20 protein-coding genes are annotated in these 20,008 nt (G+C 38.7%); 14 read left to right on the forward strand and 6 right to left on the reverse strand.

Features of this window, described 5'->3' with window-relative positions; all coding sequences use genetic code 11:
• Nucleotides 1-3 precede the first annotated feature (3 nt).
• From sucD to JM79_RS08060, 14 genes are all read left to right on the forward strand, one after another.
• Nucleotides 4-879 carry a succinate--CoA ligase subunit alpha gene (sucD, locus tag JM79_RS07995; protein ID WP_141877647.1) on the forward strand — a complete coding sequence of 292 codons (876 nt, stop codon included), beginning with the start codon at nt 4-6 and terminating at the stop codon, nt 877-879.
• A 110-nt stretch (nt 880-989) separates the two neighbouring features.
• On the forward strand, nt 990-1,736 hold the full coding sequence (gene fabG, locus JM79_RS08000) for a 3-oxoacyl-[acyl-carrier-protein] reductase (RefSeq protein ID WP_026916300.1): 747 nt from the start codon (nt 990-992) through the stop codon (nt 1,734-1,736).
• Nucleotides 1,737-1,748: 12 nt separating this feature from the next.
• A complete protein-coding gene (locus JM79_RS08005; protein ID WP_141877648.1) occupies nt 1,749-1,949 on the forward strand; it encodes a hypothetical protein in 201 nt (66 codons plus the stop codon).
• Nucleotides 1,950-2,046: 97 nt separating this feature from the next.
• The gene (locus JM79_RS08010; protein WP_141877649.1) at nt 2,047-4,083 is read left to right on the forward strand and encodes a hypothetical protein; all 2,037 of its coding nucleotides are present in this window, start codon (nt 2,047-2,049) and stop codon (nt 4,081-4,083) included.
• A gap of 14 nt (nt 4,084-4,097) precedes the next feature.
• Complete coding sequence (locus tag JM79_RS08015; RefSeq protein WP_141877650.1) at nt 4,098-4,913, forward strand: prohibitin family protein; 816 nt, start codon at nt 4,098-4,100, stop codon at nt 4,911-4,913.
• Nucleotides 4,914-5,123: 210 nt separating this feature from the next.
• Nucleotides 5,124-5,987: an ATP phosphoribosyltransferase gene (hisG, locus tag JM79_RS08020; RefSeq protein ID WP_141877651.1), complete on the forward strand. Its 864-nt coding sequence runs from the start codon at nt 5,124-5,126 to the stop codon at nt 5,985-5,987.
• A 9-nt stretch (nt 5,988-5,996) separates the two neighbouring features.
• Nucleotides 5,997-7,283: a histidinol dehydrogenase gene (hisD, locus tag JM79_RS08025; protein WP_141879203.1), complete on the forward strand. Its 1,287-nt coding sequence runs from the start codon at nt 5,997-5,999 to the stop codon at nt 7,281-7,283.
• Nucleotides 7,283-8,329: a histidinol-phosphate transaminase gene (hisC, locus tag JM79_RS08030; RefSeq protein WP_141877652.1), complete on the forward strand. Its 1,047-nt coding sequence runs from the start codon at nt 7,283-7,285 to the stop codon at nt 8,327-8,329. The genes hisD and hisC overlap by 1 nt, the downstream gene beginning before the upstream one ends.
• The gene (hisB, locus tag JM79_RS08035) at nt 8,326-9,465 is read left to right on the forward strand and encodes a bifunctional histidinol-phosphatase/imidazoleglycerol-phosphate dehydratase HisB (protein ID WP_141877653.1); all 1,140 of its coding nucleotides are present in this window, start codon (nt 8,326-8,328) and stop codon (nt 9,463-9,465) included. Before hisC ends, hisB begins: the two co-directional genes overlap by 4 nt.
• A complete protein-coding gene (gene hisH, locus JM79_RS08040; protein WP_141877654.1) occupies nt 9,465-10,046 on the forward strand; it encodes an imidazole glycerol phosphate synthase subunit HisH in 582 nt (193 codons plus the stop codon). The genes hisB and hisH overlap by 1 nt, the downstream gene beginning before the upstream one ends.
• Before the next feature lies 1 nt (nt 10,047).
• Entirely contained in the window at nt 10,048-10,776 is a 729-nt protein-coding gene (gene hisA / locus JM79_RS08045; RefSeq protein WP_141877655.1) for a 1-(5-phosphoribosyl)-5-[(5-phosphoribosylamino)methylideneamino]imidazole-4-carboxamide isomerase, read from the forward strand.
• A gap of 51 nt (nt 10,777-10,827) precedes the next feature.
• Nucleotides 10,828-11,583: an imidazole glycerol phosphate synthase subunit HisF gene (gene hisF, locus JM79_RS08050; RefSeq protein WP_141877656.1), complete on the forward strand. Its 756-nt coding sequence runs from the start codon at nt 10,828-10,830 to the stop codon at nt 11,581-11,583.
• 4 nt (nt 11,584-11,587) lie between these two features.
• Nucleotides 11,588-12,208, forward strand: coding sequence for a bifunctional phosphoribosyl-AMP cyclohydrolase/phosphoribosyl-ATP diphosphatase HisIE (gene hisIE, locus JM79_RS08055; protein WP_141877657.1), 621 nt, complete (start codon nt 11,588-11,590; stop codon nt 12,206-12,208).
• A gap of 19 nt (nt 12,209-12,227) precedes the next feature.
• Nucleotides 12,228-14,516 carry a choice-of-anchor L domain-containing protein gene (locus JM79_RS08060; RefSeq protein ID WP_141877658.1) on the forward strand — a complete coding sequence of 763 codons (2,289 nt, stop codon included), beginning with the start codon at nt 12,228-12,230 and terminating at the stop codon, nt 14,514-14,516.
• Nucleotides 14,517-14,539: 23 nt separating this feature from the next.
• Here JM79_RS08060 and JM79_RS08065 read toward each other — a convergent pair whose 3' ends face one another.
• The 6 genes from JM79_RS08065 to JM79_RS08090 form a co-directional block, all read right to left on the reverse strand.
• The gene (locus JM79_RS08065) at nt 14,540-15,391 is read right to left on the reverse strand and encodes a pirin family protein (protein ID WP_141877659.1); all 852 of its coding nucleotides are present in this window, start codon (nt 15,389-15,391) and stop codon (nt 14,540-14,542) included.
• A gap of 6 nt (nt 15,392-15,397) precedes the next feature.
• On the reverse strand, nt 15,398-16,132 hold the full coding sequence (locus JM79_RS08070; protein ID WP_141877660.1) for an NYN domain-containing protein: 735 nt from the start codon (nt 16,130-16,132) through the stop codon (nt 15,398-15,400).
• Between the two features lie 105 nt (nt 16,133-16,237).
• Entirely contained in the window at nt 16,238-17,392 is a 1,155-nt protein-coding gene (locus JM79_RS08075) for a hypothetical protein (protein WP_141877661.1), read from the reverse strand.
• A 114-nt stretch (nt 17,393-17,506) separates the two neighbouring features.
• Nucleotides 17,507-18,385, reverse strand: coding sequence for a cation diffusion facilitator family transporter (locus JM79_RS08080; protein ID WP_141877662.1), 879 nt, complete (start codon nt 18,383-18,385; stop codon nt 17,507-17,509).
• 35 nt (nt 18,386-18,420) lie between these two features.
• Nucleotides 18,421-19,185 (reverse strand): sulfite exporter TauE/SafE family protein, encoded by a 765-nt coding sequence (locus JM79_RS08085; RefSeq protein ID WP_141877663.1) that lies wholly within the window; start codon nt 19,183-19,185, stop codon nt 18,421-18,423.
• Nucleotides 19,182-20,000 carry a DUF1853 family protein gene (locus JM79_RS08090; protein ID WP_141877664.1) on the reverse strand — a complete coding sequence of 273 codons (819 nt, stop codon included), beginning with the start codon at nt 19,998-20,000 and terminating at the stop codon, nt 19,182-19,184. The genes JM79_RS08085 and JM79_RS08090 overlap by 4 nt, the downstream gene beginning before the upstream one ends.
• Nucleotides 20,001-20,008: the final 8 nt, after the last annotated feature.

The following is a 20,008-nucleotide window of genomic DNA, read 5'->3' on the forward strand; positions in this document are numbered from 1 at the left end:
TTTATGAGCGTTTTAGTCAATAAAGATTCTAAAGTAATCGTGCAAGGTTTTACCGGTAGTGAAGGTACTTTCCATGCTGAACAAATGATAGAATACGGTACAAATGTAGTTGGTGGAGTTACTCCTGGTAAAGGAGGACAAAAGCATCTTGATAAGCCAGTTTTTAATACAGTTTCTGAAGCTGTAGAGCAGGTTGGAGCAGATGTTTCTATCATCTTCGTGCCACCAGCTTTCGCTGCAGATGCCATTATGGAGGCTGCCGATGCTGGAATTAAAGTGATTATTACTATTACTGAAGGAATACCTGTTGCAGACATGGTAAAGGCTTCAGATTATATTAAAGACCGTGATTGCAGACTTATTGGACCTAACTGTCCAGGTGTGATCACTCCGGGAGAAGCTAAAGTTGGTATCATGCCAGGTTTCGTTTTCAAAAAAGGAAAAGTAGGGATCGTATCTAAATCTGGTACACTTACCTATGAAGCTGCAGATCAGGTTGTAAAACAAGGTCTTGGTATCACTACTGCGATTGGTATTGGTGGAGATCCAATTATTGGAACTACTACGAAAGAAGCAGTAGAATTGTTGATGAACGATGATGAAACTGAGTGTATCGTTATGATCGGTGAAATTGGAGGTCAGCTTGAAGCTGATGCTGCACAGTGGGTAAAACAAAACGGTAACAGAAAGCCAGTTGTTGGATTTATCGCTGGAGAAACTGCTCCTGCTGGACGTACAATGGGACATGCTGGTGCGATCGTTGGAGGAAGTGAAGACACTGCTCAGGCTAAAAAGAAAATTTTAAGAGAGAATGGAATCCACGTGGTTGATTCTCCTGCTGAAATAGGGATGAAAGTTGCTGAAGTTTTAAAAGGATAAGCAAACCCGAAATAATTTGAAACCCTTCTTATACTCTAAGAAGGGTTTTTTTATGCAATGCCTTAGGCTTTTGCTATATTTGGAAAGACAATTAACCAAGATCAAGTTATATGAAATTACTACAAGGAAAGAATGCCATCATAACAGGTGGTAGTAGAGGTATTGGAAAAGGAATCGCTCAGGTTTTTGCCGAGCATGGAGCCAATGTCGCATTCACCTATAATTCTTCGGCACAGTCTGCTGAAGATCTTGCAAAAGAATTAGAAGCTAAAGGTGTAAAAGCTAAAGCCTATCAATCTAATGCTGCCAGTTTCGAAGAAGCACAGAAATTGATCGATGATGTAAATGCTGAATTTGGATCTATAGACATCGTAATCAACAACGCTGGTATTACAAAGGATAACCTTTTAATGCGAATGAGCGAAGCAGATTTTGACAAGGTGATCGAGGTTAATCTGAAGTCTATTTTTAATATGACCAAAGCCGTACAAAGAACCATGCTTAAGCAACGTTCTGGTAGTATCATTAATATGAGTTCTGTAGTAGGAGTTACTGGAAATGCCGGACAATCAAACTACGCAGCTTCTAAAGCTGGGATCATTGGGTTTTCAAAATCGATGGCTCAGGAACTTGGTTCCAGAAACATTAGAACAAATGTAGTAGCTCCAGGTTTTATCGAAACCGAAATGACCGAGAAGCTTGACGAAAAAACAGTACAGGGCTGGAGAGATTCTATTCCTTTAAAACGTGGTGGAAAACCTGAAGATATCGCGAATACGTGTGTGTATCTTGGTAGTGACTTAAGTTCTTACGTGACCGGACAGGTGATACATGTAGATGGCGGAATGCATACTTAATTGAATAATCTTATGAATCTAAAATTAAATTGGAGTCAGTGGAAGGGACTTGCTATAATGGTCCTATCTGGAATCGCTACTTATTTGTTGCCTCAGGATTCCCTATTTCAGACTCTTGCGGGGGTATTAATGGGAGTGGGAGTGGCTATTCTTTTAAAATTTGTTCCGTTTAAATGGAGTGAATTAAATTTCAAAAGAAGATCTGCGAATTAAACGTAATATCTTTAAGGTTGAAAATAATCGAGCTTTGTAGCTTACAGATACTATAATCACACTATAATTTGTATTTTCACTATACCAACGTGAATTAATGAACATTCAAATAATATTATTGATAACCCTGGCGCTTTTGATAGCTCTGGGGTTTTCTTTTTTTCAGAATCTTTATAAGAACACGAAAAGTTCCGGGAATTATACACTTTTCGGACTTCGTAGTTTTTCTATATTTCTGATTCTTTTACTGCTTATCAATCCCAAGATTACTCATACTGAACGCTTTCAGGTGAAAGAGAAACTGGTAATATTATCCGATGCTTCAGAGTCTATTAAAATTCTTCAGAAGGATTCTGTTCTTCAGAACTTTCAAAACAAGATTCTCTCTTCAGAAAAGTTGAATGACAAATTCGAAATTATCCATTATAACTTCGGAAGGGACCTGCTAACTTCAGATAGTACTTCATACTTCAGTGAAGGACATACCAATATTCAGCAGTCTTTAAAACAGGCTGAAGAGCTAATGAATAACAATAAAGGTGTACTTGTTTTGCTTAGTGATGGAAATCAAAATACCGGCAGAGACTTTCGATATCATAAATCTTCTGGAACTACTGAAATTTTACCTATAATCGTAGGCGATACAAGTACTTTTGAAGATATAGCTATTCAGCGCATCAATGTAAACAGGTATGCCTTCCTGAATAATAAATTTCCTGTTGAAGTTTTCCTGAACTATTCTGGATCTAATGAACGTAATACGAAGCTGCAGATTCTGAACTCGGGAAAGGTTGTATTTCAGGAGGATCTGGAATTTTCTGAAAACAATAAATCTATTATTGTAAATGCTGAACTGGAAGCTAAAAGTATCGGACTCAAAGACTATATTGCCAGGCTTAGCCAATTACCAGATGAGAAGAATGTCAGAAACAATACCGAAAACTTCTCCGTGGAAATTGTAGACGAAAGCTCTAAGATCATGATTTTAAGTCCAGGTCCTCATCCAGATCTGGGAGCTTTAAAGACAGTTATAGAATCGAACTCACAACGTATGGTTGAGATACAATATATTCGTGATTTTAATAATCTTGAATTAACTGATATACAGTTGTTTGTGCTACACAATGTAAATCGAAACTTTCAAAGAACTATAGAGTCAATTTCTAATCTTGAGGCAGGAAAACTGTTTATCACAGGACCTGAAACTGACTGGCAATTTCTCAATGAACTCCAATTAGGATTCTCCAAGAACAGCATCGATCAACCACAGGATGTCTTTGCTGTTAAGAACGATAATTTCGCCATTTATCAGCCAAAACATTTTGACTACGAAGATTTACCGCCCTTACAAATTGCATTTGGAGAAACGGAAGTCGATGCAAATCGTTACGCAGTGCAGTTATATCAAAAAATACAGGGAGTCGAAACTGATAGTCCGCTTCTTGCCGTTTCCAGAGTCAAACCAAAAATAGGTCTGCTTACGGGTGAGAATATTTGGCGCTGGAGAGCGGCAAGTTTTCGGAAAGACAAGAATTTCGAGCAGTTCAATGGGTTTATTAGTGATTTGGTACAGAATTTAAGTGCTGTGAAATCTAATGAAAGATTGATCACAGAGCATCCGCAATCTTTTCTGGAGAATGAACTTGTAGAAATAAGTGCTGCTTATTACGACGAAAATTATAGCTTCGATTCCGGAGCTAACCTTAATATCAGCATTTTGGATAGTCTGGGAAATACTGTTATAAATTCCAGCCTTGTAGTCAGGAACCTGAAATATGTGGCAGAGATCGGGAATCTTGCACCTGGGAATTACACTTATAAATTACAGGCTGAAAATACGAATCTGCGAAAAACTGGAGCTTTCAACGTGCTCGACTATAATGCGGAAGAGCAACAGCAAGCAGCAAATCTGGCAGGTATGCAATTCCTTGCATCGAATAATAATTCAATCATATTTTACGAAGATCAGTTTAAAACCTTTGAAGACTACTTGTTGAAGAATGATAGTCACAGGCCAGTTCTTAAAAGCGAACAAAAAACCGTACCTTTGATTGACTGGTACTACCTGCTATTTCTTGTTGTGTTTGCCCTTGCCCTGGAATGGTTTTACCGAAAATATAAGGGTCTAATTTAAGTTCAAAAAATTATATGGAAAGATTACCTAAAATTGGTATCCCGTTATTTATCGGGTTAGTCATTGTAATAATATTATTAGCAAAATCTACTGTAACTATTGATTCCGGAGAAGCCGGGGTTCTTTACAAAACATTTGGTGGTGGTGTTGTAACTGAAGGAAGTCCTCTTTCTGAAGGATTTCATGTGGTTGCACCCTGGAACAAAGTTTTTGTTTACGAAGTACGTCAGCAATCCATCGATGAAGAAATGACTGTATTATCTTCAAACGGTCTGGAAATCAGCCTCGATGCATCAGTATGGTTTCAGCCAGAATATGAAGCTCTTGGTAAGTTGCACCAGGAAAAAGGAGAAGCTTACATTCAACGTTTACTTCAGCCAGCGATAAGATCTGCAACCAGAGCTGTGGTAGGACGTTACAACCCGGAGCAACTATATGCAAGTAAGCGGGAAGCAATTCAGAAGGAAATCTTCGACGAAACAAACCTGCTTCTGGAAGATCAATATGTTCAGGTGAATGAGGTTCTTGTAAGAGATGTTTCCTTACCGTCTACGATAAAAGATGCGATCGAACGTAAACTTAGACAGGAACAGGAGTCGCTTGAGTACGAATTCCGACTTTCAAAAGCAGAACAGGAAGCAGAAAGACAAAGAATTGACGCTGAAGGTAAAGCACGTGCGAATACTATTCTTAGCGAATCACTTACAGATAAGGTATTGCAGGAAAAAGGAATTCAGGCTACCGTAGAACTGGCGAAATCACCAAATAGCAAGGTGATTGTTATAGGTTCTGGTGAAGGTGGAATGCCAATTATTCTTGGTGACAACTAATAAACAAATATTAAAAATTAAAAAACTGGTTTTATAATTCAGATTTTTATTTAGCTTTGGCATCACAATGACAAATTTTAATGTACATCACCATCATTTTTTACTCCACGCTCAAGCGAGGTAAATTTGATATGTTGTAACACTAACTATAATATCATAACCCGTTTGAGAAATCAAGCGGGTTTTTTTATTCCTAATATTAACTAAATTATGAGTCAGCAAAAATTAAGGATCGCAGTACAGAAGTCAGGAAGACTTTTTGAAGATTCTATCAAGGTTTTAAAAGATGCGGGTATTTCCATCGATAACGGGAAGGAGCAGCTAAAAGCATCATCGCGAAATTTTCCTTTGGAAGTGATGTATTTACGTAATGGTGATATTCCTCAATATTTGAGGGATGGTGTGGTAGATGTTGCCATTATTGGTGAAAACGTACTTATTGAGAAGGGAAAAGATATTATTAGAGGAGAGAAACTTGGTTTTTCCAAGTGTAAAGTTTCCCTCGCGGTGCCTAAGTCATTTAAATACAACAGTATTAAAGACCTTGACGGACTCAAAATTGCCACTTCCTATCCAAACACGGTGAAAGACTATTTGCAGGAAAAAGGTATTTCTGCCGATCTTCATATCATTAATGGTTCTGTTGAAATTGCTCCTAATATTGGGCTTGCAGATGCTATTTGCGATATTGTATCTAGCGGAAGTACACTTTTTAAAAACGGACTCAAGGAAGTTGAAGTCATGCTGAAAAGTGAAGCGGTACTGGCCATCTCTCCTAAAATTTCTGAAGAACGTAAGCAGATACTTGAAAAGCTGCAATTCAGATTAAAATCTGTATTGAACGCGCGAACTTCAAAGTATATTCTTCTGAATGCCCCTGATGATAAATTAGAAAAGATTATTAGTCTGCTTCCCGGGATGAGAAGTCCAACTGTTTTACCTTTGGCAGAGAAGGGGTGGAGTTCGATCCATACCGTTATCAATGAAGATAGATTTTGGGAAGTTCTGGACGAACTGAAAAGTAATGGTGCTGAAGGAATTCTGGTAGCGCCGATAGAAACTATGGTACTTTAATTTACAATGATGAACACGATCAACAATCCTGACAGATCTAAGTGGAGCGGAATTTTAAAGCGACCAACTCAAACTGTTGCCGATATTGAGCAAACAGTGCATAAGGTTTTTGATGAGATAAGGCTTACAGGAGATGTAGCAGTTCGAAAATATACGAAAGCTTTCGACGGAATCGAACTGGATACGTTCAAGGTTACTGCTTCTGAAATGGATGCAGCCTCCGCTGAAATTTCTCAGGAATTAAAAGAGGCGATAGCACTTGCTAAAAAGAACATCGAAATATTTCATGCAGCACAGAGAACTGAAAGAGTTGTTGTGGAAACCATGAATGGAGTAAAATGCTGGCAGGAAAAAAAGGCGATACAGAAAGTAGGACTTTATATTCCAGGAGGAACTGCACCTTTATTTTCCTCTATTTTGATGCTGGCAACTCCGGCAAATATTGCCGGTTGCGAGGAGATCGTACTCTGTACACCACCAGATAAGAATGGAAACGTAAATCCTGCAGTTTTATATACGGCGAAATTGTGCGGAGTAACGCAGGTTTTTAAAATTGGTGGAATCCAGGCGATTGGAGCAATGACCTTTGGTACCGAAAGTGTACCCAGAGTTTATAAGATCTTTGGGCCGGGGAATCAATTCGTAACCGTGGCAAAACAGCTAGCTACAAGATACCAGGTAGCGATAGATATGCCTGCTGGACCATCAGAATTACTAGTGTATGCAGATGATTCAGCGAACCCGGCTTTTGTTGCTTCAGACCTGTTGAGTCAGGCAGAACACGGCGTGGATAGCCAGGTGATCATGGTATGCACTTCGGAAAAAATGCTGAAGCTGGTAAGTGATGAAGTAGAAAAGCAGCTGGATGAATTACCTAGAAAGGCCATTGCACAACAGGCGATCGAAAACTCTAAACTTATTCTGGTAGATTCCGAAGAGACTGCTCTGGAGCTAATTAATGAGTATGGGCCGGAGCATTTTATAGTATGTTCAGAAAATGAAGATTATTTTGTGGAAAATATTGTGAATGCTGGATCTGTTTTTATTGGGAATTATGCTCCGGAAAGTGCCGGAGATTATGCTTCAGGCACGAATCACACCTTGCCAACCAATGGTTATGCAAAACAATATAGCGGGGTGAATCTGGATAGTTTTATGAAGCAGATCACCTATCAGAAAGTTTCAGAAGAAGGAATTAAAAATATAGGCCCGGCTATTGAATTGATGGCAGAAGCTGAAGGGCTACAGGCTCATAAGAACGCTGTAACTCTAAGATTAAAATCACTGAACCAATAATGAATTTCGATCTGAATAATCTCGTAAGGGATAACATGAAAAGTCTTCTGCCATATTCATCTGCCAGGGATGAATATAAAACTGATGGTGAAGCTATGATATTTCTGGATGCGAATGAAAATCCGTTTGAAAACGGATTGAATCGATATCCTGATCCACAGCAAATGCTTTTAAAATCCAAAATTTCAGAAATTAAACAGGTTCATGAAAAGCAAATATTGCTCGGGAATGGGAGCGATGAAGTTCTGGATCTCATATTCAGGGCATTTTGTGAACCTGGAAAAGATAACGTTATTAGTTTACCACCAACTTACGGAATGTACAAGGTGCTTTCAGGAATTAATAATGTTGAAAATCGTGAAGTGCTGCTAACTTCAGAATTTGAACCTGACATGGAAGCAATCCTGGACGCTGTAGATGCAAATACTAAATTATTGTTCCTGTGTTCTCCGAATAATCCATCCGGAAATTCTTTTGATGCAAAACTTGTAAGGAAACTCTTAGAGTCATTTGATGGGCTGGTCGTAATCGATGAAGCATATATAGACTTTTCAGACGTTGCAGGATGGTCTCAATCGCTTGAAGCTTACCCAAACCTTATCATTACTCAAACTTTCTCTAAAGCCTTCGGGATGGCCGGGATCAGGTTGGGAATGCTATTCGCTTCAGCAGAAATTATTAAAATCCTAAACAGGATCAAGCCTCCATACAACGTAAATGAATTAACGCAGCAAAGAGCAATCAAAGGTATTCAGAATTATTCAGAGATAAAACAGCAAGTATCTGATATTAAGTATGAAAGGGATGCTTTATCTAAACAATTACTTCAACTAAAATATGTTGCAAAGATATTTCCTTCAGATGCCAATTTTTTACTCATAAAGGTGGATGATGCAGATCAAAGATATATGGAATTGATCGGTAAAGGTATTGTCGTAAGAAATAGAAGCAAGCAGCCTCTTTGCGAAAACTGTCTTCGAATTACGGTAGGAACAGCGTCAGAAAATCAGAATTTACTCAAGGCCTTCAAAGAATTAGAATCATGAAAAAAGTATTGTTTATAGATCGAGATGGAACTCTTATCCACGAACCTGAAGATTACCAGATCGATAGTATCGATAAGCTTGTGCTTTATCCTCAGGCGATCACTTACCTGAATAAAATAGCCAAAGAACTGGATTATGAACTGGTAATGGTTACCAATCAGGACGGACTTGGAACCGACAGTTTCCCTGAATCAGATTTCTGGCCTTATCAAAATTTTATTACCAGAACTTTTGAAAGCGAAGGTGTAAGATTTTCAGAACAGTTGATCGATCGTACGTTTGCAAAAGACAATGCTAAAACCCGTAAACCCAATACCGGACTGCTGGAAGAGAAATATTTAGGTAATAATGAATATGATCTTCAGCAATCATTTATGATCGGGGACAGGCTTACAGATATGGAATTTGCCATGAACTTTGGAGGGAAGGGCATCTTTATAGATACGCATGAAGATCTGGCTGCAGATGAAATTTCGAAAGATAAAGAAGAAGTAAGTCAGCATATTGCATTGAAAACCGCTTCCTGGAAGGAAATCTATGAATTTTTAAAACTTAAGGATCGTACAGCCGGGATCGAGAGAAAAACGAATGAGACCAATATTAAGATCGACCTAAACCTGGATGGTACCGGGAAAAGCGATATAAGTACCGGTATCGACTTTTTCGATCATATGCTGGATCAATTAGCCAGGCATGGACAAATGGACCTTACGATCAAAGTAAAGGGTGATCTGGAAGTGGATGAACACCACACCATCGAGGATACAGCCATTGCTCTGGGTGAAGTGTTCAATAAAGCGCTTGGAAATAAGCTTGGAATGGAACGATATGGCTTCTGTTTACCAATGGACGATTGTCTTGCCCAGGTAGCTATCGATTTTGGTGGTAGAAACTGGCTGGTTTGGGAAGCAGATTTCAAACGCGAAATGATTGGTAAAATGCCTACGGAAATGTTTTTTCACTTCTTTAAGTCATTTACAGATGGTGCCAGAGCTAATTTAAATATCAAGGCTGAAGGATCGAACGAACATCATAAGATCGAGGCAATATTTAAAGCTTTTGCGAAAGCTATAAAAATGTCGGTTAAACGAGATACAGAAAAAATGATCCTTCCATCTACAAAAGGAATGCTATAATGAAAATTGCGATTATCGATTACGGGGCAGGAAATATCCAGTCTATAAAGTTTGCCATTCAAAGATTGGGTTTTGAAGCTGTTCTTTCCAGTAATGCGGAAGAAATTCGAAATGCTGATAAGGTTATTTTTCCGGGGGTTGGAGAAGCTGGAAGCGCCATGAGAATGTTGCGATCCACTGGATTAGACAAGCTTATTCCAGATTTGAAACAACCAGTACTTGGAATTTGCCTGGGAATGCAATTGATGTGTAAATCTTCGGAAGAAGGAAATACTACTGGATTAGGTATCTTCGATGCTGAAGTGAAGAAATTTAATGCAGATCTAAAAGTGCCTCAAATCGGGTGGAATACGATCACTGAACTTCAAGGCAAACTTTTTGAAAATGTGTCTGCAGAAGAATATGTTTACCTGGTGCACAGTTTTTATGTTCCCGAATGTCATGATGAAATCGCCAGAACAAATTACGGAGTTGATTATTCAACTGCTTTAAATAGGGATAATTTTTACGGCGTACAATTCCACCCTGAAAAGAGCAGTAAAACCGGAGAACAGATTTTAAAGAACTTTTTGAACTTATAATATGCGAATTATCCCTGCGATAGATATTATCGACGGCAAGTGTGTAAGACTCTCTAAAGGAGATTACAACACAAAGAAAATATATAACGAGGATCCTCTGGAGGTGGCTAAATCTTTTGAAGCTCATGGTATTAAATATCTTCACCTGGTAGATCTTGACGGAGCTAAATCCAGTCATATCGTCAACCATAAAATTCTGGAATCCATTGCCTCAAAAACTTCTCTAAGAGTAGATTTTGGTGGCGGACTTAAAACCGATAAAGATCTGGAGATCGCTTTTGAATGTGGTGCGAAGCAGATTACCGGTGGGAGTATCGCGGTAAAAGATCCAGAGATCTTTAAATCCTGGCTTACCAAATTTGGAGCTGAAAAGATCATTCTTGGAGCAGATGCCCGAAATAAAAAGATTGCGGTATCAGGTTGGCTGGAAGAATCCAAACAGGAGGTAATTCCTTTTATTCAGAATTTTGAAACTGAAGGTATCAAATATGTGATCTGTACAGATATTAGCAAGGATGGAATGCTCGAAGGGCCATCTTTTGATCTTTATGCTGAGATTCTGGATGAAACTAAGGACATTAAATTGATCGCCTCTGGCGGAATATCTCATTTTGATGAACTTCCGAAATTGCAGGAACTTGGTTGCGAAGGCGTGATCATAGGAAAAGCGATCTATGAGAATCGTATTAGTCTGAAACAACTTGAAAATTATATTTTAGAAAACGAATAGGAGTAGACCTTTAAACTAAAAACTACTCAAAAACCTTGAAATTTTAGACCTGTGCTTACAAAAAGAATAATTCCCTGTCTGGATATTAAAAATGGCCGAACGGTAAAGGGCGTCAATTTTGTTGACTTGCGTGATGCTGGTGATCCTGTAGAACTGGCCGCTGCATATGCTGAAAAAGGGGCAGACGAACTGGTGTTCCTCGATATTTCAGCTACTGAAGAAAAGAGAAGAACGCTCGCCAAACTTGTTCTTGATGTAGCAGAACAACTTAATATTCCATTTACTGTAGGCGGCGGGATTTCTTCCGTAGAAGATGTAGATATACTTCTGAAGAATGGTGCAGATAAAGTTTCTATAAACTCTTCCGCAGTAAAGAATCCAGATCTTATTAATCAATTATCTGATAAATTTGGGAGTCAGTGTGTGGTGGTTGCTATTGATGCTAAAAATATTGATGGCAAATGGACGGTTCACCTGGTTGGCGGAAAAGTTCCAACAGAACTGGATCTTTTTGAATGGGCCAAAGAAGTAGAAAGCCGTGGGGCTGGAGAGATCCTGTTCACTTCCATGGATCACGATGGTACCAAGAATGGTTTTGCCAATGAAGCACTTGCCAGGCTTTCAGAAGAATTGAATATACCGATCATTGCCTCTGGAGGTGCAGGGAATATTCAGCATTTTGAAGATACCTTTAAGGAAGGTAAAGCTGATGCTGCTCTGGCTGCAAGCGTTTTTCACTTTAAAGAAATTGAAATTTCAGATCTAAAAAACAGTCTTAAAAATTCCGGTCTTCCGGTAAGAATATAATATTATGGATATCGATTTTAATAAAAATAACGACGGACTCGTTCCTGCGATCATTCAGGATCAGGATACTGGAAAGGTTTTGATGCTTGGGTATATGAATGAGGAAGCATATCTGAAAACCAACGAATCCAAAAAAGTGACCTTTTTCAGCAGAACCAAGCAGAGACTGTGGACTAAAGGTGAGGAAAGTGGAAATTTTCTGAATCTTGTTTCTATAAAATTGGATTGTGATAAAGATACTTTACTCATCAAAGTTCGCCCTGAAGGACCTGTTTGCCATAAAGGAACCGACACTTGCTGGGCTGAGGAAAACTCAACAGAATACGGTTTCCTTTCAGAATTGGAAGGCATTATCGCCAGCAGGAAAAAGCTGAGTGAAACACCTAAAGAAAACAGACAGGAAAATGAGAATAGCTATGTGGTTTCCCTGTTTGATAAAGGGCTCAATAAGATCGCACAGAAAGTTGGTGAAGAAGCTGTAGAAGTGGTAATTGAAGCCAAGGATAATGACGAAGATCTTTTCCTAAATGAAAGTGCAGATCTATTATTTCACTATATGATCCTGCTTAAAGCCAAAGGTTACGGACTTGAGGATATTGTAAAAGTTCTCAAGAAGAGACATTAAGAGTTAGTTTAAGACACTAATGAGAAAATTGATCCTGCTATTGTTCCTGCCTGCACTGAGTTTCTCTCAGAGCATTCAGGTCGATCAGGATCGATATACTGCACAGGAACTTATTGAAGAGGTACTCATACAAAGTGACTGCATTACAGATGTTGTGGTGACCAATGTTTCCGGAGCGAATTTTACCGATGGCAGTAAAAGTTTCGGATATTTTGATGCAAGCGGCACAGAGTTTCCTATTAGTAATGGCCTGGTTTTAAGTACGGGAAAGCTAAATACCATTTCAGAGCCTACTTCTAACCTTGCAAATGATTTTCATTCTAGTTGGGAAGGTGATAGCCAGTTAGAGGAAGAACTTAATATAGACTCCTATAACGCCACTATCATAGAATTTGATTTCGTGCCTAATGTGGCCGGCATTAGTTTTCGCTATCTTTTTGCTTCTGAAGAGTATCAATTTGATAACTCGGTTACTTGTAAATTTTCTGATGCTTTTGCTTTTTTCATTCGGAAGGCAGATGAAACCACTTATGAAAACCTCGCGGTCGTCCCGGGTACTCAAACACCCATTTTGAATACGACCGTCCATCCTTATATTTCTGATAATTGTCCAGCTGTTAACGAAGCTTATTTTGATCGCTTTAATTTTGATGCTGAAACGATATTCGATGGTCAGACGAAAGTTCTGAATGCTTTGGCAGCGGTAATCCCAGGCGAAACCTACCATGTGAAGCTCGTAATCGCTGATGATCTCAATGATAAATATGATTCTGCAGTATTCCTGGAAGCTGGAAGTTTTCAATCTAGCGCAGACCTTGGTCCCGATCGACTGGTTCAGAATAATGATGCTATTTGCTATGGGGAAAGTATTATACTTAAGCCAGCTACAGCAACAGGAGATCAGGTAGAATGGTACAGAAACGGTGTTCTGCTGCAGGATGAGAAAGGTGATCAACTGCTTGTAACCACACCTGGTGAATACTCCATTGAATTAACTTCTACGGAAGGCTGTATTGCACAGGGTAATGTCATAATAGAATATTATCCTCAAATAGATTATAGCCCGGCAGAACTTGTAGCTTGCGGTTTTTCTGATACTGATATCGCCAGTTTTAACTTGCCTGAAAGTGCTTCCCAAATTTTGAATCCGAGTCAGAGAACTGTGGTAGAAGAGTTTTTTATAAATAGATCAGACGCTGAAAACGGAGTTAATCAGATTATTGATTCTGAAAATTACAATTCTGCTGAGGCGACAGTTTACGGGACTGTTCACGATGGTTTTGGATGTTCCGAAATCGCAGAGATAAATCTAACTATAACTTCTGAAACCATTTTGAACGCATTTTCAATTTGTTCAGGAGAAGGATCTGGTGGTAAAGAGATAGAAATCAACAAGCTTAGAGACTATCTATTTCAGCAGAACAATAGTGCTTCCGACTTCCAGATTTACTTAAGTAAAGAAAATGCCTTAAGCGAGGATTCTGAAATACTAACAGACATTTCATTTTCAGAATTAGAACAGGGAGAGCTATACGTGAAAATTCTCGACCAAGAAGCTTGTTTAGGTTTTGCGGTTTTACCAATTCAAAACGCTGGTGCGGCTGAACTTCCAGAAGATTTGGTATTAAGTTTATGCAATGCTAATCAAGAAGAATTGTTGCTGGACTCTGGTCTGGACTCGAATGCTTTAGAAGATTTTACTTTTCAGTGGTTTTACGAAGAGGAGCTACTTCCGCAGTCATCCTCGAAAATCTGCGTTTCCCAACCAGGAAATTACAGAGTAGAAGTAACCAATCAAAACTCCTGCGTAAGTTCAAGAAACTTCGAGGTCAATCTTATAGAAACAGCCACCATTCAGGAGGTGGAAATAAAGAATCTTGCTAATGGATACGAAGTGGAGATTGATATCACTGGAAATGCAACCTATGAATATTCGTTAGACGATCCCGGGCAATTTCAGCCAAGTTCGATCTTTAGTAATGTCTCGCCTGGAATTCATACGATCTATGTTCGAGATACAAAAGGTTGCAATATGATTTCGAAAGAAATATCCATTTTTGGTTACGATCATTTCTTTACTCCAAACGGCGATGGTATCAATGATACCTGGACGGTTCATGGTATTGCCACAGATTATACTGTACAGATCTATAGCCGTTATGGTAAATTATATACTGTGCTGGACCCTAAGAACACCAGGTGGAACGGCAAATTCGAAAATGTAGATCTACCTGCGGGAGAATACTGGTTTAGTCTGATTCAAAACGGAGAAGTGGGCTTAACCGGACACTTCAGCTTAATTAGATAGCGTCAGAAAAAACTTTAATAAATCTAATCCCAGCTACCCATTTTTCCGGAGTGAAAATCATCATAAGCCTGCCTGATCTCATCTTCAGAATTCATCACGAAAGGCCCACCAAAAACAACATTTTCATTTAGTGGTTTAGCATGACCAAACAATAATTTACTTTCTACTGAAGCCTTGATATTCAGAATTTCAGAATTATTAGAGAATTCAGCCAGATGTAAGGCAGGTACCAGAATATCATTCACCTGCAGTTCTCCGGAAATTACGTAAAAGAAGATCGTTTCGTCTCTGGGGATTTTCAATTCGAGTGTTGTGTTAGCATTAAATTGTACCACAGCCAGATCCACAGAAGTTGGAGTATCAAAAGCTCCACGTATCCCTTTGAAGTTTCCTGAAACGACCTGGGCTTTTACAGATCTTTCCTCATTTTCCCAGACAGAGATCTGCTCCTTCTGAAGTCCTTTATACTGTGGTTGCATCATCTTCAGTCTTTGAGGGAGATTCACCCATAATTGAAGGATCTCAAGGTCACCACCATTTTTTTTAAATTCTTCTGAAGAAACTTCAGCATGTAAGAGTCCGCTTCCGGCAGTCATCCATTGCACACCACCAGCTTCAATTACACTATTATGCCCACCGGTATCCTTATGTGTGATATCACCTTCAATGATGAAAGTAACGGTTTCCATACCACGATGTGGATGCGGGCCAAACGGCAACCCCTGGTTATTCGCATCATAAGTTTGCGGACCATGATGATTTAAGAACAGAAAAGGATCCAGCATTTGCAAATCCCTGGTTGGCATAGGGGACCAGGTCTTAAGATCTCCAATTGGACGATATTCGGCTTTATGTAATTTCTTAATATTCCGCATCAGCAATTATTTATTTCGAACATAGATAAGCTTAAAACGGGAATTGGAATTCTCTCTGGATTCTATTTCAAATTTTTCAATAGAATCTATCATTGGAGTCAGCTTCTGGAAACCATAGTTACGCGAATCAAAATTCGGTTGTTTCTTCTGAAGTAAACTTCCAACATCTCCAAGGAAAGCCCAGCCATCTTCATCGGCAACATCAGAAATGGTTTGTGAGATAAGTCGAACCACCTTTGGAGTGATCTTGTCTACATTCTGTTTTCTACTCTCCTTGGTTTTAGCCTTGTCATTTTCATTATCCTTGGAATTATTCTTCAGGATTTCAATATATATGAACTTATCGCAGGCAACAATGAATGGATCTGGAGTCTTTTTTTCACCGATTCCAATAACTTTCATGCTGGCCTCACGAAGTCTGGTAGCAAGACGTGTAAAATCTGAATCACTCGAAACCAGGCAGAAGCCATCAACTTTATTAGAGTACAGGATGTCCATCGCATCGATGATCATTGCAGAATCTGTAGCGTTCTTACCCTGGGTATATCCATATTGCTGAATTGGTTGAATGGCATTTTCAAGAAGTACACTTTTCCACTTATTCAAGTGAGGTTTGGTCCAGTCTCCGTAAATTCTTTTGATCGTAGGATTACCGTATTTAGCAATCTCTTCCATCATTTCTTTTATATGTGCTGATGGAATATTGTCTCCATCTATGAGCACGGCTAAGTTTGTATCCATTTTTCTGGTTTGGTTGGATAAAGTTAAGGTTAAATTCAGTTTTTGCTAAGAAGAGGGAATAAAAAAAGCCCGGAAATACATCCGGGCTCCATTATTTTTGAAATTTTAGAATCTGTAAAGTGCATTCATTTTAGATTCTTTTTCAGGCATTAAATAATCCTGAATCAAATAGACTTTTCCGCCCATTTCAATGGTTTTCTTCGCCGCAAGATTCATTAGAGAGCTGTTTTCGCTGGTTTGCTCATCGTCGATCTCAGTTTTCATTTGATCTTCATCGTAAGTTCCCCATATCTCGGCTCGATTTTCGACAAATAGGGTGTCGATTCTTCCCTGATGGATTGCCGACATGATATCACTTGGGGCAGAAGAGGTATTCTCTGTCTGACTTTGCTCTTTATATTTCTCAAGCTTGCTGTCGCGATCCTTATCAAGAAACTTTTCCGCGATCTTTAGAGACTTTTCATGTACACCCAGTAGATCAGAGTCATTTGGATTACCATCCACAACTTCATCTACAAGGTGATTGTAAGTATTGGCCTCTTTGTAAATTGAGAATAGATAATCCTGACAGTAAACGATCAATGGTAACTTTTCTTTGTTTAGATAATTCTGAAGTCCTTGATCTACCGCGCGAAAGAATTGTTTGATCTCGTCTTTTTCATCTCTTTCACTACCTCCGTGACCGTGAAACTGAGTTTTTTCTCCTCCAGCTCCCTGCGTTCTAAATTGCAGAGCTTTTTCTTTATAATCATACCCTACACGTTCTTCAAGTTCTGAAGGTGTAAGATCATCGATATCGATTGGAGTTATGGAATATTTACTGGCCTCATATAATTGCACATCACTTATCTGTAAGGATAATACATGAAATTTGCCATCACCATTCATTGCTGGTATTAATGGTTTCACATAAAACTCTTCGGAAATATAAGTGTAAGCTTCAAAATTTACGGGAAGACTGAAAGTTTTGAAATAATCTGGAGCAGCGAAAACCGCCAGTCCATCTGATTGGTGTCTCCAGAAATCTTTATCAGCCAGAAGTTCTTCAAACTTCTTAGACATCGTATCTAACTTACTTTTTTCAATTCCCTTTGCTGAAAGTTTTTTACTTGCCTCAGTCCAAAGTGAATGTAAGTGCTTAAGATTTTTCTGTTCTAAAACTTCTTTTCCAGCACGTTGTGTTGGAATAAAAATAGACACACATGTGTCATTTTTGAAGTTTGCTAGTTCCTTAAATTCCTTTTCATTTATCATAGACATATCTTTAATTTTTTGGTAGTTAAAAGGTAAGTCTATTGTGAAACACTTCAAAGCGAAAGCCCTGTGCTTACTACTAAATCTTTCTTAATTAGTCTCAAAATATTGTGAACTGACTTAAAGTTCGTCGTCTGGTTCAACATGGATCAGCACATCTGCTACCTGAGGCACATTCTCCAGCACCTGGTCTTTGACTTCATGTGCAATATCATGACCCTCTTTAACGGTGATATTTGCATCCACTGCAATGTGTAGATCTATGTGGTAGGTCATACCTGTTTTGCGTACGTAACATTTCTCTGTCTCTACCACTCCTGGAACTCCCAGGGCGGCACTTCTAATATCCATTTCTATATCTTCATAGCGATGCTCATCCATTACTTCTCCCAGAGCCGGTCTAAGGATAAGGTAGGCATTAAACAGAATAAAACCTGAAGCAAAAAGCGCTGCCCAATCGTCTGCATTTTCATATCCATCACCCATCACCAGGGCTATACTTATCCCTACAAAGGCCATAAAAGATGTAATTGCATCACTTCTATGATGCCACGCGTCTGCTTTAAGAACAGAACTATCTGTTTCATCACTTTTTCTGGAAACGAATCTATAGGACAATTCTTTAATTATAATGATCACCGCGAGAACGATGAGTGTATAGGGTTCAGGAACTTCGTGAGGTGTCTGTATGTTTTCAATACTCTCATAGGCAATGATCGTGGCTGAAACAATTAGGAAGCCAACAACCATGAACGTAATAAGTGGTTCTGCTTTCCCATGCCCGTATGGATGATTTTCATCTGCAGGTTTGTTGGCATAACGAATCCCTAAAAGAACAAGGAAAGATGAAAAAACATCGGTGGTGGATTCTATGGCATCTGCGATCAAAGCATAGGAGTTACCAAAGACTCCAGTAACTGCTTTTGCTATTGCCAGCAGTGCATTTCCCGCGATACTAAAATAGGATGCTTTAACTGCCTCTTTGTACTCGGGACGCATATAAGTGAATTGAGCTACAAAGCTATTAATTTTAATTATTTCAGCTGATTGTAGATCAATAAAATCCCACTAACAACCATTAGAATGATCAGTAGCTTGCGAAAGCTTGAACTCTTCATACTACTCAGGAACTTTTTTCCAATGATATTTCCTATTACCGCTCCAAGCCCTAAGGCAATTCCGTAGATCCATAATTCAGTATAAAGAAGTCCGAAGAATGTATAGCTACCAATTTGTGCGATACCAAGGAAGAATGAGTTCGCAGTTTTGGTCGCGATCAGTTCTTCTTTATCCAGACCCAGATTCAGATAAAAAGGATTGAGAACAGGTCCTAAAGCCCCAATTACAGTTCCCAAAATAGAAACTATAAATCCTAATGGTATGAAGTACCATAGTTTAACAGGAAATGATCGTTCCTTCTTTCCGAAGCGGTATTGAAAAACTGTACTTATCAAAAATATTCCAACCAGAATTTGTAGCCAGCCCGCATTGATTCGTGTAAAGAACCAGCCGGCGAGTAAAGCTCCAAGTAGAGCAGGAGGAACGTAATACCAGAAAACCTGCCAGTTGATATGTTTCCAGAAAAGGATAAGTCGGGCTGGTCTGCCTATAAATGTACCCAGATTTAATACGGGTGGTGTTTGGGGAGTTCCAATTAAAAAGTTAAGAAACGGTACAAGAATTAGTGCGCCACCACCACCAGAGATCGTTGAAATAATAAATGCTACGATTCCAGCCAGGAAAAGAATAAGCAGATTGAACAGATCTATATTTTCGAATATGTTGGAAGCCAGTATCATTTCCACCAAACTACAAAAAACCTTGAAAAACTATTCTTATGCTTCATCCATATAAGTGGTGATTTTTTCTTCTGAAAAAGTTCGGAAATTTCTTCCACTATTTCAGAATATGAACGCCAGTATTTACAGGATTCCGGCTTTGAGCTCCATAAATTTTTCTTAGGAGCATAGAACTCTGCATCATTCTTATCCAATTTCTGAAATTCCTGAAGGCTAAGATATTTTCCATTTTGCAATGTAACGTCAGGATCATTGGAATATAACTGCGCCTTAAAGCATATTTGTTGCTCTATTTCGTCCAGATCCAGATCGTATTTTTCCAGATAAATTTGAGTTTCTGGATGTTTTAGTAGCGGTAATTGCTTAGTAGTGATCTTCTCCATTTTTTCCAGAAAAGAATCTTTCCTGTTGGGTCCTATGAGCATCTTCTCATCCTGACCTACTTCTGGGTCCAGAATATAGACCTTATAAACCAGCTCTACATGCAAAAATTTTTTATTTTGATGATCGAAGAGCAAAAAGTCTAGCTCGCCAAGAGTCATCTTTTGTTGATTGACCTGAATATTGGAAGCAATAAGTTCGTAGCGTTTGGAAAATTTAATGGCTATTTCAAAAAAACTTTCCATTCTTTTACCCAAAACCGAATTCCTGGGATGAACAATCTTTTCAAGTTCAGCTATTAACTCCTCAGTGATATCTACTTCAGGAAATTCGAAAACAGGAATTACAGAACTGTATTTTTTCCTTATATCTGACGTTTCTAAAAATCCTTTAAACTGACTTATAAGTTCGACTTCCGAAGTATTGGATAACATATAAAGTA

This window comes from Gramella sp. Hel_I_59 (assembly GCF_006714895.1).
Taxonomy (GTDB): domain Bacteria; phylum Bacteroidota; class Bacteroidia; order Flavobacteriales; family Flavobacteriaceae; genus Christiangramia.

Excerpts from the sequence above, each read along its gene's own strand:
- sucD (WP_141877647.1), top strand. The coding sequence starts at position 4 with ATGAGCGTTTTAGTCAATAAAGATTCTAAAGTAATCGTGCAAGGTTTT.
- fabG (WP_026916300.1), top strand. The coding sequence starts at position 990 with ATGAAATTACTACAAGGAAAGAATGCCATCATAACAGGTGGTAGTAGA.
- JM79_RS08005 (WP_141877648.1), top strand. The coding sequence starts at position 1,749 with ATGAATCTAAAATTAAATTGGAGTCAGTGGAAGGGACTTGCTATAATG.
- JM79_RS08010 (WP_141877649.1), top strand. The coding sequence starts at position 2,047 with ATGAACATTCAAATAATATTATTGATAACCCTGGCGCTTTTGATAGCT.
- JM79_RS08015 (WP_141877650.1), top strand. The coding sequence starts at position 4,098 with ATGGAAAGATTACCTAAAATTGGTATCCCGTTATTTATCGGGTTAGTC.
- hisG (WP_141877651.1), top strand. The coding sequence starts at position 5,124 with ATGAGTCAGCAAAAATTAAGGATCGCAGTACAGAAGTCAGGAAGACTT.
- hisD (WP_141879203.1), top strand. The coding sequence starts at position 5,997 with ATGAACACGATCAACAATCCTGACAGATCTAAGTGGAGCGGAATTTTA.
- hisC (WP_141877652.1), top strand. The coding sequence starts at position 7,283 with ATGAATTTCGATCTGAATAATCTCGTAAGGGATAACATGAAAAGTCTT.
- hisB (WP_141877653.1), top strand. The coding sequence starts at position 8,326 with ATGAAAAAAGTATTGTTTATAGATCGAGATGGAACTCTTATCCACGAA.
- hisH (WP_141877654.1), top strand. The coding sequence starts at position 9,465 with ATGAAAATTGCGATTATCGATTACGGGGCAGGAAATATCCAGTCTATA.
- hisA (WP_141877655.1), top strand. The coding sequence starts at position 10,048 with ATGCGAATTATCCCTGCGATAGATATTATCGACGGCAAGTGTGTAAGA.
- hisIE (WP_141877657.1), top strand. The coding sequence starts at position 11,588 with ATGGATATCGATTTTAATAAAAATAACGACGGACTCGTTCCTGCGATC.
- JM79_RS08060 (WP_141877658.1), top strand. The coding sequence starts at position 12,228 with ATGAGAAAATTGATCCTGCTATTGTTCCTGCCTGCACTGAGTTTCTCT.
- JM79_RS08065 (WP_141877659.1), bottom strand. The coding sequence starts at position 15,391 with ATGCGGAATATTAAGAAATTACATAAAGCCGAATATCGTCCAATTGGA.
- JM79_RS08070 (WP_141877660.1), bottom strand. The coding sequence starts at position 16,132 with ATGGATACAAACTTAGCCGTGCTCATAGATGGAGACAATATTCCATCA.
- JM79_RS08075 (WP_141877661.1), bottom strand. The coding sequence starts at position 17,392 with ATGTCTATGATAAATGAAAAGGAATTTAAGGAACTAGCAAACTTCAAA.
- JM79_RS08080 (WP_141877662.1), bottom strand. The coding sequence starts at position 18,385 with ATGCGTCCCGAGTACAAAGAGGCAGTTAAAGCATCCTATTTTAGTATC.
- JM79_RS08085 (WP_141877663.1), bottom strand. The coding sequence starts at position 19,185 with ATGATACTGGCTTCCAACATATTCGAAAATATAGATCTGTTCAATCTG.
- JM79_RS08090 (WP_141877664.1), bottom strand. The coding sequence starts at position 20,000 with ATGTTATCCAATACTTCGGAAGTCGAACTTATAAGTCAGTTTAAAGGA.